The organism is Yinghuangia sp. YIM S09857 (assembly GCF_051388915.1).
In the GTDB taxonomy this organism is placed as follows: domain Bacteria; phylum Actinomycetota; class Actinomycetes; order Streptomycetales; family Streptomycetaceae; genus Yinghuangia.
Genome location: NZ_JBPKBH010000002.1, coordinates 406,971 through 420,900, shown reverse-complemented (window position 1 = coordinate 420,900; position 13,930 = coordinate 406,971). Strand labels below are relative to the sequence as shown.

Here is a 13,930-nt window from a genome sequence, read left to right as displayed (position 1 = left end):
CGCGGAAGGCACACACCGTGAACCAGGTCCCCTCCCCAGCTCACCGCGCCTGGGGCGGCGAATCGAGGAGGCAGCGTGTCGCGCACGGACACCGCAGCGACGGGCGGGACCACGGTCACCACCCAAGTGCCCGCCCGGCTCGACCGGTTACCTTGGTCGGTCTGGCACACCCGGATCCTGATCGGCCTCGGCGCCGTGTGGATCCTGGACGGCCTGGAGGTCACCGTCGTCGGCAACGTCGCGGGACGCCTCTCGGAGGAGGGCAGCGGCCTCGACATCACCTCCGCGCAGGTCACCGGCCCGGCGGCGGCGCTGTACGTGGCGGGTGCGTGCTCCGGAGCACTGGTGTTCGCCTGGCTGACCGACCGCTACGGCCGCAAACGCCTGTTCATGGTCACCCTCGCCGTGTACCTCGCGGGCACCGCGCTGACCGCGCTGGCCACCGAGGCGTGGATGTTCTTCGTGTTCCGGTTCGTCACCGGGCTCGGCATCGGGGGCGAGTACGCGGCCATCAACTCCGCGATCGACGAACTCATGCCGGCGCGCTTCCGCGGGCGCGTGGACCTGGGCGTGAACGGGACTTTCTGGCTGGGCGCGGCGGGCGGCGCGCTGCTGTCCGTGGTCATGCTCAACACCGCGATCTTCCCGATCGACGTCGGCTGGCGGCTGACCTTCGGCCTGGGCGTGGTGCTCGGGTTCGTGATCCTGCTGGTGCGCAGGCACGTGCCCGAGTCACCGCGCTGGCTGTGCATGCACGGCAGGGCCGACGAGGCGGAGGCGCTGGTCGACGAGGCCGAGAAGCAGATCGCCGAGCATGTCGAGGAACGTACCGGCAAGCCGCTCGAACTCCCGGAGCCGCGCGGCGAACTGACGATCGACTCGAGCAAGTCCCGGAGCCTGGCCGCGATCGGGCGCACCCTCGTGCGGGACTACCCCAAGCGCTCGGTGCTGGGGCTGGCGCTGTTCATCGGGCAGGCGTTCCTCTACAACGCCATCACCTTCGGGTACGGCTCGATCCTGGAGAAGTTCTACGACGTGCCGACCGACCGCACCGGCTACTACTTCGCCGTCATCGCGGTCGGCAACCTGATGGGGCCGCTGCTGCTCGGACCGCTCTTCGACAGCGTCGGGCGGCGCGTGATGATCACGTCGACGTACGTGGGCAGCGGGATCGCGCTCTTCGTCACCGCCTGGCTCTTCGGCGAAGGGCACCTCAACGCCGTGACACTGACGGCGTGTTGGTGCGTGGTGCTGTTCATCGCGTCCACCGGGGCGAGCAGCGCCTACCTGACGGTGTCGGAGATCTTCCCGATGGAGGCCCGCGCGTCGGCGATCGCGCTGTTCTACGCGGTCGGCACCGCGGCGGGCGGCATCGCCGGGCCGCTGGTGTTCTCGGACCTGACCGAGCAGGGCGACGTGTCCGACACGGTCCTGGCGTTCTGCATCGGCGCGGCGCTCATGACCATTGCGGGGATCGTCGCCGGGTTCCTGGCCGTGCGGGCGGAACGCCGCTCGCTGGAGGACATCGCCGCACCGCTGCAAGCGGTCAGCCCCGGTACGTCTCCAGGAGACGCAACCACACCTCGCTGATCGTCGGGTATGCGGGCACCGCGTGCCAGAGCCGGGCCGGCGGGACCTGCCCGGCCACCGCGATCGTCGCGGAGTGCAGCAGCTCGCCGACGCCGGGGCCCACGAACGTCACGCCCACGAGGCAGTCTCGGTCGAGGTCCACGACCATGCGCGCGCGGCCGCGGTAGTTGTCGGCGTACAGACTCGCGCCGGCGACCGAGCCGAGGTCGTAGTCGACGACGCGCGTGCGCAGCCCCTTCTCCGCGGCCTGCCGCGCGGACAGGCCGACGGCGGCCACCTCCGGGTGCGTGAACACCACCTGCGGCACCGCGTCGTGATCGGCGGTGGCGGCGTGCCTGCCCCACGGGCCGGTGTCCGGCTCACGTCCTGCCGCGCGCACGGCAATGGCCTCACCGGTCACCCTGGCCTGGTACTTGCCCTGATGGGTGAGCAGCGCCCGGTGGTTGACGTCGCCGACGGCGTAGAGCCACCCGCCGTCGACCGAGCCGACGCGGCACGTCTCGTCGACGTCGAGCCAGGTGCCGGGCTTCAGCCCGACCGTGTCCAACCCGATGTCGTCGGTACGGGGGGCGCGGCCGGTGGCGAAGAGGATCTCGTCGACTTCGAGGTGCGAGCCGTCGTCGAGGGTGATTGCCACAGGGGCCGCCGCGGTCGCCGTCTCGCTTGCCGTGTCGTCGTCACCCCGCCGCCGGACCTCCGTCGCGGAGACGCCCAGCCGCACGTCGACCCCCGCCCCGGCGAGACCCTCCGCAACCAACTCACCCGCGAACGGCTCGACTTGGTCCAAGAGCCCCGAGCCACGCACCAGCAGCGTCACCTGGGACCCGAGCGCCTGCCAGGCGGTCGCCATCTCGACGCCGACCACACCACCGCCGACGACGGCGAGCCGACCGGGGACCCGCTCCGCCGAGGTGGCCTCACGGCTGGTCCACGGCCGAACTGTCTCGACCCCGGGAACCGGCGGCACCACCGCGCGGCTGCCGGTGGCCACCACCACCGCGTGCCGCGCCGTCAGCGTCCGCGAACCGCCGTCGCCGTCACGCACCGACACACGCCGCGGCCCGTCGAGGCGCCCGTGCCCGCGTACGAGTTCCGCACCGATCCCGTCGACCCACTCGGCCTGGCCGTCGTCGTTCCAATGGCTCGTGAACTCGTCACGACGCGCGAGAACCGCCGCGGCGTCGAGCTCACCCGACACCGCCTGCGCCGAACCCCCGACACTCCGCGCCGCGGCCAGCGCCTGCACCGGCCGCAACAGCGCCTTACTCGGCATGCACGCCCAGTACGAGCACTCACCGCCGACCAACTCGCTCTCCACGATCGCGCACGTGAGCCCGGCCGCCCGCACCCGGTCCGCCACATTCTCCCCGGCGGGCCCAGCACCCAGCACGATGACGTCAAACTCCGCCCCGCCGCCGACCCCACCCGCACCCATCCGCGCCACCCTCCGTAGCCGCAACCTCCAACCGACCCTATGCGACAACCGCCCGCCCACCCGCCCACGACGCGACCCCCTTTCACCCAACCGCCGCGCCGTCGACGGCACCTGGACCACGCGCCGATCAGCCGAAGAGGGGGAGCAACGAAAGTTCCTCCGCAAGCGGATCGGCCACGAACCCCAGCCCGGCGGGCGCCGCCGCGTCAGCCACCTGACATGCCGAACCGGCCTTGCCGGTCGGAACCGTGGCGCGGATGGGGCGCCTGCGGGTTCAACTGATGACGTGGGCGTTGAACTCGGCGATCTCGTAGCCGTCGCTGTGCAGGGGGATCACCAGCCGGGCGCTGTCGAGGGTGACGACCAGTCCGACGTCCAGGATCTCGTCGACGCCGCGCGCCTGTTCGCCGAGGAGTCGTACCAAGTGTCCCGCGTGGCGCGGGTCGGCCGGGGCCATGGGTGCTTCGCCGACGGCCTCGACGTGTGGCATGCGGTACGCGTTCAGGGTTCCGGCGGACCAGTGCAATTGGACGTAGTCGGCTACGAAGGTCATCGAGTCCAGGGTTTCGCCGCAGATGGCGTCGAGCCAGTGAGGGGCGTTGACAGTCTCGGGAGGGTCGACGGCGGCAAGGGTCAGTTCGGTGAACGAGGCGGCCATGAAGTCGTCGCGGGCCGAGTTGTCGGTGAAGATGCGGCTGCCCGCTGGTTCCGGGCAGTCGAGGTAGTAGGCGTCCTCGGTCTCGTGCCGCAGGCCCGACGCGTCCGATCGGGTGCTGCGTCGGGTGCGCAGTGCCACGTCGTAGATGTGGTGTCCCCAACGCCCTTGTCCGCGTGCGGTGATCGAGTCGATTTGCCGCATGGGGCTCCGTTCGTCGGGGGCGCGGTCCACCCACGGGCGCCTGGGCCGGGGGTTACTCGGGAACCGGGTCGAGGCCTCGTTTGGCGGGGTTGGAGGGGCGGCAGCGGTGGAGGCGGCGGAGGGTCAGGAGGGCGCCTCGGGCGGCGCCGTGGCGTTCCAGGGCGGTTACCGCGTACGTCGAACAGGTCGGGGTGTAGCGGCAGCACGGCGGGCGCTTGGGGCTGACCTCGTTGCGGTAGCGGTGGACGGCGCGGAGCATGCGCGCGTCGAGGCGGGCCTCGCGGCCGCGGGCGGGTCGCAGCAGGCAGGCCAACGCGATGGCCAGGAGCCGGAGTTGCAGGCGCATGATGAGCAGGCCGCAGTCGCAACCGCCGCAGTCGCAGCCGTCGCCGCAGGACGAGTCGCCGCCTCCGCCGTCCGCGGAACCGCCGGCGTCGCCGCCTCCGCCGTCCGCGGAACCGCCGGCGTCGCCGCCTCCCGCGTCCCCGCCGCCGTCGGCCTGGCCGAGCTCGGTGTCCTCGGAGGCCGCGTCGCTCCCGTTGCTCACCGCGTCGGCGATGTCGGACAGGTCGCGGCCCTGGTTCTCCTCGTCGTCGGGATCGGGCTGCGGGAAGCCGCCTGCGAACGGGTTGCCCGTGTTCATTCCTGCTCCCAGCGGTCGGTCGGTGGTCCGGTGCTGTGCGGAGGACCCGTCCCGGAAAGACACGCGCTCGGGGCGCCCACGGTTTCGCGGCAGGGGAAAGACGGGGGGAAAGAACGGAGGAGGAGTCGGGAGAGGCTGGACAGCTAACGGCGTTAGCCTTAAGGTGAAGGTGTTGGCTACCGCTGTTAGCGGGAGTCGCTTCCGTCGATTCAGGGGGATCACGATGAGCACCCAGACCTTGGCCCGTCAGCCCGCGACCCGCCGCCGCGCGGGTGCGTGGGTTCGCACCGGAGCGTGGGGCGCGCTCGCGCTCTTCCTGGCCGCGTTCGCGGTCTTCGAGGCGCAGAAGTACGGCGTCCCGACCACCGCCGCGGCCGTTCTGTTCTTCCTGCTGCCGGACGCTGCCGCGCGGTTCGCCGCCGGGCACCGCCGCGTCCTGGCACTCGCGCACAACGCGTGGCTGCCGACCGCGGTCCTCGTCGGCTACACCGTCACGCCGGTCGTGTGGCCGCCGCTGTTCACCGCCGGACTCGGCTGGCTCACCCGGCTCGCGATCGCCCGGACGGTCCGCCGTGGGTGAGCGCGCACAGCAGATCGTCGACGCCGCGCTGGATCTCCTCGAATCCGAAGGACGCGAGGCCATGTCCATGCGCGGCATCGCCGAGCGGGTGGGCATCCGCGCGCCCTCGCTCTACAAGCACTTCCCGGACAAGGCGGCCGTCGAGATCGCGCTGATCACGGTCGGCTTCGAGGCCGCCGCCGAGGCGTTGGAGGTGGCCGAGGCGCGGGACGCGAGTGTTACGTCGGTTGCGCTCGCCTACCGGCGCTTCGCGTTGTCCCGGCCGCACTTGTACCGGCTGACGACCACTCAGCCGCTGCCGCGCGAGGCGCTGCCGGAGGGGCTGGAGGCCCGCGCCGCCGGGCCGATCACGCGCGTGGTGGGCGGGGACCCCGATCTGGCCCGTGCCGCATGGGCGTTCACGCACGGCATGATCATGCTGGAGCTGGACGGCCGTTTCCCGCGCGGGGCGAACCTGGACGGGGCCTGGCAGGCGGGCTGCGATGCGTTTGCGGGGAGGGTCGCGCGGGGCGCGACCGGGGAGGTTGCCGCCGCGAAGTCGACGCGGGAGTAGGCGCCGGAGGGGCCGCCGGTGGGCGCGGCCTCGCGCAGGACGTCGAGGTGCCCCGGCGACAGCCACCGAGGAGTCAGTCCGGGCAAACTGCCGGCCGCCGGACAAGCCGCAGGGGACGGTCGTCGGTCTGCGGCCGTTCTCGCCCGCCGCCAGTGCATCCAAGACCTGCTACCTGTGCTTGTCGAGCTCGTCGCCCCCGTCCCCTCCGACACCACCGGGTCGTCGACGGTAGTCGGGGGCTCGCCGTCACTCCTCGGCTCCCGCCTCCTCCGGCCCCTCGCCATCCCCGCCCCCCGCGAGCGTGTCCAAAATCTGCTGCCCGTACTTGTTGAGCTTGTTCTCGCCGACCCCGCCGATGGCCGCCAGGTCGACCAGGGTCGCCGGGCCGCTCGCCGCGATCTCGCGCAGCGTGGCGTCGTGGAAGACGACGTACGCCGGGACGCCCTGCTCCTTCGCCGTCGCCGCCCGCCACGCCCGCAGGCGCTCGAAGACCGGCACGGCCTCCTCCGGCAGGTCCACGACCGCCTTGCCACCCTTGGCCTTCCCGCCGCCCGACGAACCCGAGGAGCCCGAAGACCGCGACCGCGCCGCCCGCTCGGGCTCGCGCCGCAGCATCACCTCGCGCCGCCGCCCGAGGACGTCGCCGCTCGCGTCCGTCAGCACCAGCGTCCCGTAGTCGCCCTCGACCGACAGCAGTCCCTGGGCGAGGAGTTGGCGGATGACGCCGCGCCACGCGTTGTCGTCCATGTCCTCGCCGACCCCGAACACGCTCAGGGTGTCGTGGTCGAACTGGATGACCTTGGCGGTCTTCTTGCCGCGCAGGATGTCGATGATCTGCCCGGCGCCGAACTTCTGGCGGCGCTCACGGGCCAGCCGGAAGACGGCGGACAGCACCTTCTGCGCCGCGATGGTGCCGTCCCAGGCGGCCGGGGGACTGAGGCACGTGTCGCAGTTTCCGCAGGGCGCGCCCTTCTCGCCGAAGTAGGCGAGCAGTTGTACGCGGCGGCACTCGACGGTCTCGCACAGCGCCAGCATCGCGTCGATGTGCGCGCCCTGGCGGCGGCGGTGCGCCGCGTCGCCCTCCGAGTCGTCGATCATCTTGCGCAACTGCACGACGTCCTGGAGCCCGTACGCCAGCCACGCGGTCGACGGCAGGCCGTCGCGCCCCGCGCGCCCCGTCTCCTGGTAGTAGCCCTCGACCGACTTGGGCAGGTCGAGATGCGCGACGAAGCGCACGTCCGGCTTGTCGATGCCCATCCCGAACGCGATGGTCGCCACCATCACCACGCCGTCCTCGCGCAGGAACCGCGCCTGGTTGTCGGCGCGCGTCCGGGCGTCGAGCCCCGCGTGGTACGGCAGCGCCGTGACGCCGCTCTGCACCAGGAACTCCGCGGTCTTGTCGACGGAAGCGCGGGACAGGCAGTACACGATCCCGGCGTCGTCCGGGTGCTCCTCGCGCAGCAGGCGCAGCAACTGCCGCTTCGGCTCCTGCTTGGGCTCGATGCGGTACTGGATGTTGGGCCGGTCGAAGCTCGCGACGAAGTGCCGCGCCGCGTCCAGCTGGAGGCGCGCCGCGATCTCGCGGTGGGTCTCCGGGGTGGCGGTGGCGGTCAGCGCGACGCGCGGGACGTCCGGCCAGCGCTCGTGCAGCTCGGACAGCGCCAGGTAGTCGGGCCGGAAGTCGTGGCCCCACTGGGCGACGCAGTGCGCCTCGTCGATCGCGAACAGCGAGACGGTGCCCTGGTCGAGCAGCCGCATCGTGGCGTCCACCCGAAGCCGCTCCGGGGCGAGGTAGAGCAGGTCCAACTCGCCGGTCAGGAAGGCCTTTTCGACCTGTTGGCGCTCGTGCGGCATCTGCGTCGAGTTGAGGAACCCGGCGCGGACGCCGAGCGCGGTCAGCGCGTCGACCTGGTCCTGCATCAGCGCGATAAGCGGCGAGATCACGACGCCCACGCCGCGCCGGACCAGCGCCGGGATCTGGTAGCAGAGCGACTTGCCGCCGCCGGTCGGCATGAGCACGAGGGCGTCGCCGCCCGCCACGATGTGGTCGATGATCTCCCGCTGTTCGCCGCGGAAGGAGTCGTAGCCGAAGACCCTCCGCAGTACGTCGTGCGCGTCGTCGATGTGCGCGTCGTCGGTGCCGTCGAGCGTGCTCATCCGGGCATTCTAGGGAGTTGGTCCGACTGCCATGCCGGGCCGCCGGGAAGCGGAGGGAAGAGACACCCGCCCCCCACCGGTTATCGTTGGTTAGGCTTGCCTAACTTTCCCGTGTCGGACGGCGGAGCCCGTCCGCCGACATCGCCGCCCGCCGGTGGAGGAGCACCCATGAGCACACCGATCACCACGCCCGCTCGCAACCGCCGCTCCGTGATCGACCTGGTGGTGCGCGAGACGCGCTGGATCACCCCGCACATGGTGCGGGTCACCGCGGGCGGCGAAGGCTTCGCGGGCTTCGCCGACAACGGATACTCGGACGCGTACGTGAAAGTGCTCTTCCCGAGGCCCGGCGTGACGTATCCCGAGCCGCTCGACATGCAGGCCGTGCGCGCCGAGATGCCGCGTGCGGACTGGCCGGTGACGCGCACGTACACCGTCCGGCACATCGACGCGGAGGCCCGCGAGCTGAGCATCGATTTCGTCTACCACGGCGAAGAGGGCCTGGCCGGACCCTGGGCGGCCAACGCGAAGCCGGGGGACCGGCTGCTCCTGCTCGGCCCGGGCGGAGCGTACGCCCCCGGCACGGACGCCGACTGGCACCTCTTCGTCGGCGACGAGAGCGCGCTGCCCGCGATTGGCGCCTCGCTGGCGCGCGTCCCGGAGGGCGTGCCGGTCCGGGCGCTGATCGAGGTGGCGTCTCCCGAGGAGGAGCAGGACCTGGCGACCCCCGGCGACGCGCGGATCACCTGGCTGCACCGGTCGGACGGCGCCGCACCGCTCCCCGCGGCGCTGCGCGCGCTGGACTTCCCGGCCGGGCGCGTCCAGGCGTTCGTGCACGGCGAGGCCGATACCGTGAAGGAGATGCGCAGGCACCTGCTGGACGAGCGGGGCGTGGCGCGCGAGGACCTCTCGGTGTCCGGATATTGGCGTCGCGGCCGCGACGAGGACGGATTCCAGGCCGACAAGGCCGCGGAGCGCGAAGCCGCCGGGAACTAGGTCGCGGACCGGCCGCGCATCTTGGCCATCGAGCCGCGCATCCTGTCCATACTCATACGCACTGATTTGGGATGACGCGCGTAACCGGCAAAAGGCTCACTTAGCAGACTTCCGGCACGGCAGAACCGGAACCGGTCGCTCGACTTGCGCATACACCCGATCAACGCACATCGTGTTTGGCCATTGGCCCACAGCGACGATCTCGCCACGGGCCGATACGACGACGCGTCGCCACGTTGCCGGAGTGTCAAGCGATAGGGCGATCTTGTCCACACAAGACGCAGAACTCATACGAGCCAACCTCGCCGTCGTCTCCCCCAAGGCGGCGGACCTCACCTCCCACTTCTACGCACTGCTCTTCCTGCGCGAACCCGCGCTGCGCGATCTGTTCCCCCCAGCAATGGACACGCAGCGCGACCGCCTGGTCCAGGCACTGGTACGCATCGTCGGAGACCTCGACAACGCCGACGCGCTCGCCGGATACCTCGGCCGCCTCGGGCGCGACCACCGCAAGTACGAGGTGGTCACCGAGCACTACGCCGTCGTCGGCGAGTGCCTGATCGCCGCGCTCGCCCGGTTCAGCGGTGACGCGTGGGACCAGGCGACCGCCGACGCGTGGGGCCGCGCCTACGCGGCCGCGGCCACGCTCATGACGGGCGGAGCCGAGGCCGACGCGCTGATCAACCCGCCGCACTGGAACGCGGAGATCGTCGGCCACGAGAGACCCGCCGACGACATCGCGGTCGTGACCGTACGGCCCGAACTCCCGTTCCCCTACCGGGCGGGGCAGTACACGACCCTCGAAACGCCCTGGTGGCCGCGGGTCTGGCGGCCGTACTCGATCGCCAACGCGCCCGGCGACCACGGCCTGCTCACGTTCCACATAAGAGCGGTGCCGGCCGGGTGGGTCAGCAACGCGTTGGTCCGCAAGGCGGTCGTCGGCGACCGCATCAGACTCGGGCCCGCCATGGGCGAGATGGTCCTCGACCACCACACGCTGCACCCGGTGCTGTGCGTGGCGGGCGGCACCGGGCTGGCGCCGCTGAAGGCGATCGTCGAAGAGATCGTCTTCGCGGGCCACCACCGCTTCGTCGACCTCTTCTACGGGGCGAGCGAGCACAGCGGGCTGTACGGCCTCGACGAACTGCTCCGCATATCGCAGCGCAGTCCGTGGCTCACCGTGCGCCCGGCGCTGGCCGACATGCCCCTGGCCGGCATCAGCGGCGGCGTCGCGGACGTGCTCGCCGAGTACGGGCCGCGGCACGACTGCGACGCATACCTGTCCGGACCACCTTCGATGGTGCTGGACAGCGCCCGCGTGCTGCGCCGACTCGGCCTGCCGCAGGCACAGATCCACTTCGACCCCGTTCTCACGGGCTTCGGCACGCCCCCCGCCGATGCCCACGCGGTCGGGGCCTCCGTGTGACCGGCCGCCACGCCGCCGCGAAGCCGTCCGCACCGCGCACGAGGAGCATGTTGACCGAGCAACTCATCCGCCCGTCCGCCGCCGCACAGCCTCAGCAGGCTCCGCCGCGTCCCACCGCCCCGCCGGCCGCCGGAGCACCGGCGGGGCCCCCGGCCCCCGTGCCCCCGGCCTCCGTGCCGCCCGCCCCGGCCCCCGTGCCGCCGGCCTCCGTGCCGCCCGCCCCGGTCCCTGCGCCGCCGGCCCTCGCGCCGCCCGCCCCGGTCCCCGTGCCGCCGGCCCTCGCGCCGCCCGCCGCGGCCCCCCCACCGCGGCCCGCGTCGAGTCCGGTCGAGCACGCGCAGGCCAGGGACTTCCTGGAGCAGTACCACCAGGAGACGGAGACGCCGGGCCTGGCCGAACGCTGGCTTGCGGTCCGCACCCAACTGGAGGAAACCGGAACGTACGTCCACACCAACGCCGAACTCACCTGGGGCGCCCGTGTCGCCTGGCGCAACTCCGCCCGCTGCATAGGGCGGCTCTACTGGAACAGCCTGCACATCCGCGACCGGCGCCACGTGCACCGCGCCCCCCAAGTCGCCGCCGAGTGCTTCGAGCACCTGCGCACCACCTGGCGCGGCGGCCGGATCCGCCCGACCATCACCGTGTTCGCCCCCGACAGCCCCGCCGGCCGCCGGGTCCGCATCTGGAACGAGCAGCTCGTCCGGTACGCGGGGTACGAGCACGACGACGGCACCCGGCTCGGGGACGGGCGCAATGCGGGTTTCACCGCGTTCGCCCGCAAACTCGGCTGGGAGGGCCCCGGCACGCGGTTCGACGTCCTGCCGCTCCTCGTCGAGACCGACCAGGACCCGGTCACCTGGTTCGAGCTGCCCGCCGACGCGGTGCACGAAGTCCCCATCGAGCACCCGGAGGTGGCCTCGGTCGGCGAGATGGCGCTGCTGTGGCACGCGATCCCGGCGATCTCCAACATGCGCCTGGAGATCGGCGGGATCTCGTACGGCGCGGCCCCGTTCAACGGCTGGTACCTGGAGACCGAGATCGGCGCACGCAACCTCGTCGACGCCGACCGCTACGACGTGCTGCCGGAGATCGGGCGCCTGCTGGGCCTCGACACCTCCAGCGAGCGCACCCTGTGGCGCGACCGCGCGCTGGTCGAGCTCAACCGCGCCGTCCTGCACTCCTTCGACTGCGCGGGGGCAACGATCGCCGACCACCACACGGAGTCGGTCCGCTTCCTGCGGCACCTGCGCAAGGAGGAGGACGCGGGACGGGTGTGCCCCGCGGACTGGAGCTGGATCGTCCCGCCGGTCTCCGGCGGCCTCACGCCGGTGTACCACCGGTATTACGACGAGGCCGACCTGACCCCCGCCTACCGGCTCGATCCGGAGGGGATACGCCGGGCGAACGGGGAGGCGCCGAGCGACACGGCGTAGGGCGGCGGGAGCAGGGGTCCGCGGCCCGCACCGTCCGCGCGCGTCGCGGGTTCGAGTCCCGTCACCCGGCAGTGCGCGGAGGGGCCCCGGCCTTCGGGTCGGGGCCCCTCTGTCCGTGAACCGCCGCGGGCCCGTCGGGCGCGTGGAGTGACGCATCCGGCGCTCCGCGTGCCGCAATGGCCCTTGTCATCAACGGATGACCGGTTTACGCTCCGGCCGTTGCTTGATCAAATTCCGTCGGGGGCGGCGACTGGAGGCTTCGGCGTGGCAGCAGCATCCTCGGCGGCATTCGCGGACGGCTCGATCTCCCTGCGGATCTATCCGCACAACGAACTCGACGCGGCGGGAGTCGCGGCCGAACTGCTCGGCCACGCGGCCGCCGCCTCGGAGTCCGGCTTCGACGGCGTCATGACCAGCGAGCACCACGGCGGGTTCGCCGGCTACCTGCCCAACCCGCTGCAAGTGGCCGGGTGGATGCTCGACCGCATGCCGCGCGGCTGGGCCGCGGCGTGCCCGGTGCTCCTGCCGCTGCGTCCGGTCGCGATGCTCGCCGAGGAAGTGGCGTGGCTGGCGGTACGCCATCCCGGACGCGTCGGCGTGGGCGTCGCACCGGGCGCCCTGGACCTGGACTTCAACGTCATGGACGTGCCGCGCGACGACGCCATGCCGCGGTTCCGCGACGGCCTGCCGCGCCTCGCCCGCATGCTGCGCGGCGAGGAGCTGGGGGAGTTGGAGGGGGACCGCGCGCTGGCCGCGTGCGCGAAGGCGCCGGTGACGGTGATCAGCACGGCGATGAGCCCTCCGGCCGTGCGGCGGGCCGCCGCGGCGGGCGCCGGGATCATCTACGACGGCGCGTCGGACCCGGCCCGGATCCGGGAGTTGACGGAGCGGTACGTCGAGGCCGGGGGGACGCAGCCGCGCGTCCTGATCCGCCGCGTGTGGCTGGGCGACCCGCCGCGCGAGGCGTTCGAGCGGCAGCGCGACGTGTACGCCTCGTACACGCCCGAGGCCGCGCAGCGCCACTGGCGCGACACCGGGTTCGTCTGCCACGACGACCCGGCCGCCCTGGCGGAGGAACTCGCGGCGACCGTGCGCGACACGGGCGCCACCTGCCTCAACCTCCGCGTGCAGGTCCCCGGCGTCACCGCCGACGCGGCCCGTGAGCAGATCCGCGCCCTCGGCGCCGAGGTCCTCCCGAAACTGCGGGCCCAGAGCCTGACCTGACTCTCAGTCAGGTCATCCGGCACCCGCCGGACCTCTCTGCGCCCGAACCCGACCGCACGGGGCCGACCCAACGAGCGGGCCGCCCTCCAAGGCACAACGCCGACTGCACCGGCGCGCATCCCGCCCCGACTCCACCTCCCGCCCCACCGCACCGCGCCCGACCCCTGAGGAGAACGTGTGATCACCGATCGACTGCGCCTGGACGGACGTACCGTCATCGTGTCCGGAGCGGGCGGAGGCGGCATCGGAACGTCCTGCGCGCGGGCCGTGTCCGAGGCAGGGGCCGTGGTCGTCGCGGTGGACCGCGACCAGGACCGGCTGGACGCGATCGAGCTGCCGGGCGAAGTGGTGCGCGTACGGGCCGACATCGGAACCCCGGAAGGCGTCCAGGCGGTGGTCGACGCCGCGCCCGGCACCCTGTTCGGCCTGGTCAACGTCGTCGGCGGCAGCCTGATCCCGCACTGGGCGCCCGCCCTCGACTTCGGCCGCGAGCAGTGGGACGCCTCCCTCGAACTCAACCTGCACCACGTGATGTTCCTCTCCCAGGCAGTCGCCCGGCGCATCGTCGAGCAGGGCGGCGAGGGCTCGATCGTGACGATCTCGTCGACGGGCGGCGTCGTCGCCGCGCCGTACCACGTCGGCTACGGCACGGCCAAGGCCGCGGTACTCGGCCTCACCCGCACCCTCGCCCTGGAGTGGGGCCGGTACGGCATCCGGGTCAACGCCGTGGCGGCCGGCTCGATCACCACGCCGCGGGCCACCGGGACCGCGCAGGACCCCGCCGTCGCCGGGCGCGGCGTGCCGCTGGGCCGCCGCGGCACGCCGGACGACGTCGCGGGCGCGGTCCTGTTCCTGGTCTCCGACCTCGCCGCGTACACCACGGGCGCGGTCCTGCCGGTCGAGGGCGGGGCGTTGCAGCGCCTCGGCCTGTTCGACGACGACAACATCCCGGTGCACGTGACCAATCCGCAGATCCTGGCCCGCATCAACGGCGAGGACTGACCGGAACGCGCGGGGCCAGGGGCCGATACCGA

Annotated in this window: 12 protein-coding genes; 8 read left to right on the top strand and 4 right to left on the bottom strand. The window is 72.5% G+C overall.

The window, feature by feature from the left end:
• Window positions 1–75: 75 nt before the first annotated feature.
• Entirely contained in the window at window positions 76–1,590 is a 1,515-nt protein-coding gene (locus ACRX5S_RS05115; RefSeq protein ID WP_436771527.1) for an MFS transporter, read from the top strand.
• Here ACRX5S_RS05115 and ACRX5S_RS05110 read toward each other — a convergent pair.
• The 3 genes from ACRX5S_RS05110 to yidD form a co-directional block, all read right to left on the bottom strand.
• Window positions 1,547–3,025, bottom strand: a complete 1,479-nt coding sequence (locus ACRX5S_RS05110) for a dihydrolipoyl dehydrogenase family protein (RefSeq protein WP_436771526.1) — start codon at window positions 3,023–3,025, stop codon at window positions 1,547–1,549. The genes ACRX5S_RS05115 and ACRX5S_RS05110 overlap by 44 nt on opposite strands.
• Window positions 3,026–3,299: 274 nt before the next feature.
• Complete coding sequence (locus ACRX5S_RS05105) at window positions 3,300–3,884, bottom strand: hypothetical protein (protein ID WP_436771525.1); 585 nt, start codon at window positions 3,882–3,884, stop codon at window positions 3,300–3,302.
• Window positions 3,885–3,936: 52 nt separating this feature from the next.
• Window positions 3,937–4,527 carry a membrane protein insertion efficiency factor YidD gene (gene yidD / locus ACRX5S_RS05100; RefSeq protein ID WP_436771524.1) on the bottom strand — a complete coding sequence of 197 codons (591 nt, stop codon included), beginning with the start codon at window positions 4,525–4,527 and terminating at the stop codon, window positions 3,937–3,939.
• Window positions 4,528–4,750: 223 nt separating this feature from the next.
• Here yidD and ACRX5S_RS05095 point away from each other — a divergent pair, with 223 nt between their 5' ends.
• Together ACRX5S_RS05095 and ACRX5S_RS05090 are read left to right on the top strand one after the other, a co-directional pair.
• Window positions 4,751–5,107 carry a hypothetical protein gene (locus tag ACRX5S_RS05095; RefSeq protein WP_436771523.1) on the top strand — a complete coding sequence of 119 codons (357 nt, stop codon included), beginning with the start codon at window positions 4,751–4,753 and terminating at the stop codon, window positions 5,105–5,107.
• On the top strand, window positions 5,100–5,660 hold the full coding sequence (locus ACRX5S_RS05090) for a TetR/AcrR family transcriptional regulator (RefSeq protein ID WP_436771522.1): 561 nt from the start codon (window positions 5,100–5,102) through the stop codon (window positions 5,658–5,660). The genes ACRX5S_RS05095 and ACRX5S_RS05090 overlap by 8 nt, the downstream gene beginning before the upstream one ends.
• A gap of 246 nt (window positions 5,661–5,906) precedes the next feature.
• On the opposite strand, the gene recQ is transcribed toward ACRX5S_RS05090, so the two are convergent.
• Window positions 5,907–7,817, bottom strand: a complete 1,911-nt coding sequence (gene recQ / locus ACRX5S_RS05085) for a DNA helicase RecQ (protein ID WP_436771521.1) — start codon at window positions 7,815–7,817, stop codon at window positions 5,907–5,909.
• 168 nt (window positions 7,818–7,985) lie between these two features.
• Between recQ and ACRX5S_RS05080 the strand changes: the two genes are divergently transcribed.
• The 5 genes from ACRX5S_RS05080 (at window position 7,986) to ACRX5S_RS05060 (ending at window position 13,898) form a co-directional block, all read left to right on the top strand.
• Window positions 7,986–8,813 carry a siderophore-interacting protein gene (locus tag ACRX5S_RS05080; RefSeq protein WP_436771520.1) on the top strand — a complete coding sequence of 276 codons (828 nt, stop codon included), beginning with the start codon at window positions 7,986–7,988 and terminating at the stop codon, window positions 8,811–8,813.
• 265 nt (window positions 8,814–9,078) lie between these two features.
• Window positions 9,079–10,239, top strand: a complete 1,161-nt coding sequence (locus tag ACRX5S_RS05075; protein ID WP_436771519.1) for a globin domain-containing protein — start codon at window positions 9,079–9,081, stop codon at window positions 10,237–10,239.
• Window positions 10,240–10,286: 47 nt separating this feature from the next.
• Entirely contained in the window at window positions 10,287–11,672 is a 1,386-nt protein-coding gene (locus ACRX5S_RS05070) for a nitric oxide synthase oxygenase (protein WP_436771518.1), read from the top strand.
• A 264-nt stretch (window positions 11,673–11,936) separates the two neighbouring features.
• On the top strand, window positions 11,937–12,896 hold the full coding sequence (locus ACRX5S_RS05065) for an LLM class flavin-dependent oxidoreductase (protein WP_436771517.1): 960 nt from the start codon (window positions 11,937–11,939) through the stop codon (window positions 12,894–12,896).
• Window positions 12,897–13,073: 177 nt separating this feature from the next.
• On the top strand, window positions 13,074–13,898 hold the full coding sequence (locus tag ACRX5S_RS05060) for an SDR family NAD(P)-dependent oxidoreductase (RefSeq protein WP_436771516.1): 825 nt from the start codon (window positions 13,074–13,076) through the stop codon (window positions 13,896–13,898).
• Window positions 13,899–13,930: the final 32 nt, after the last annotated feature.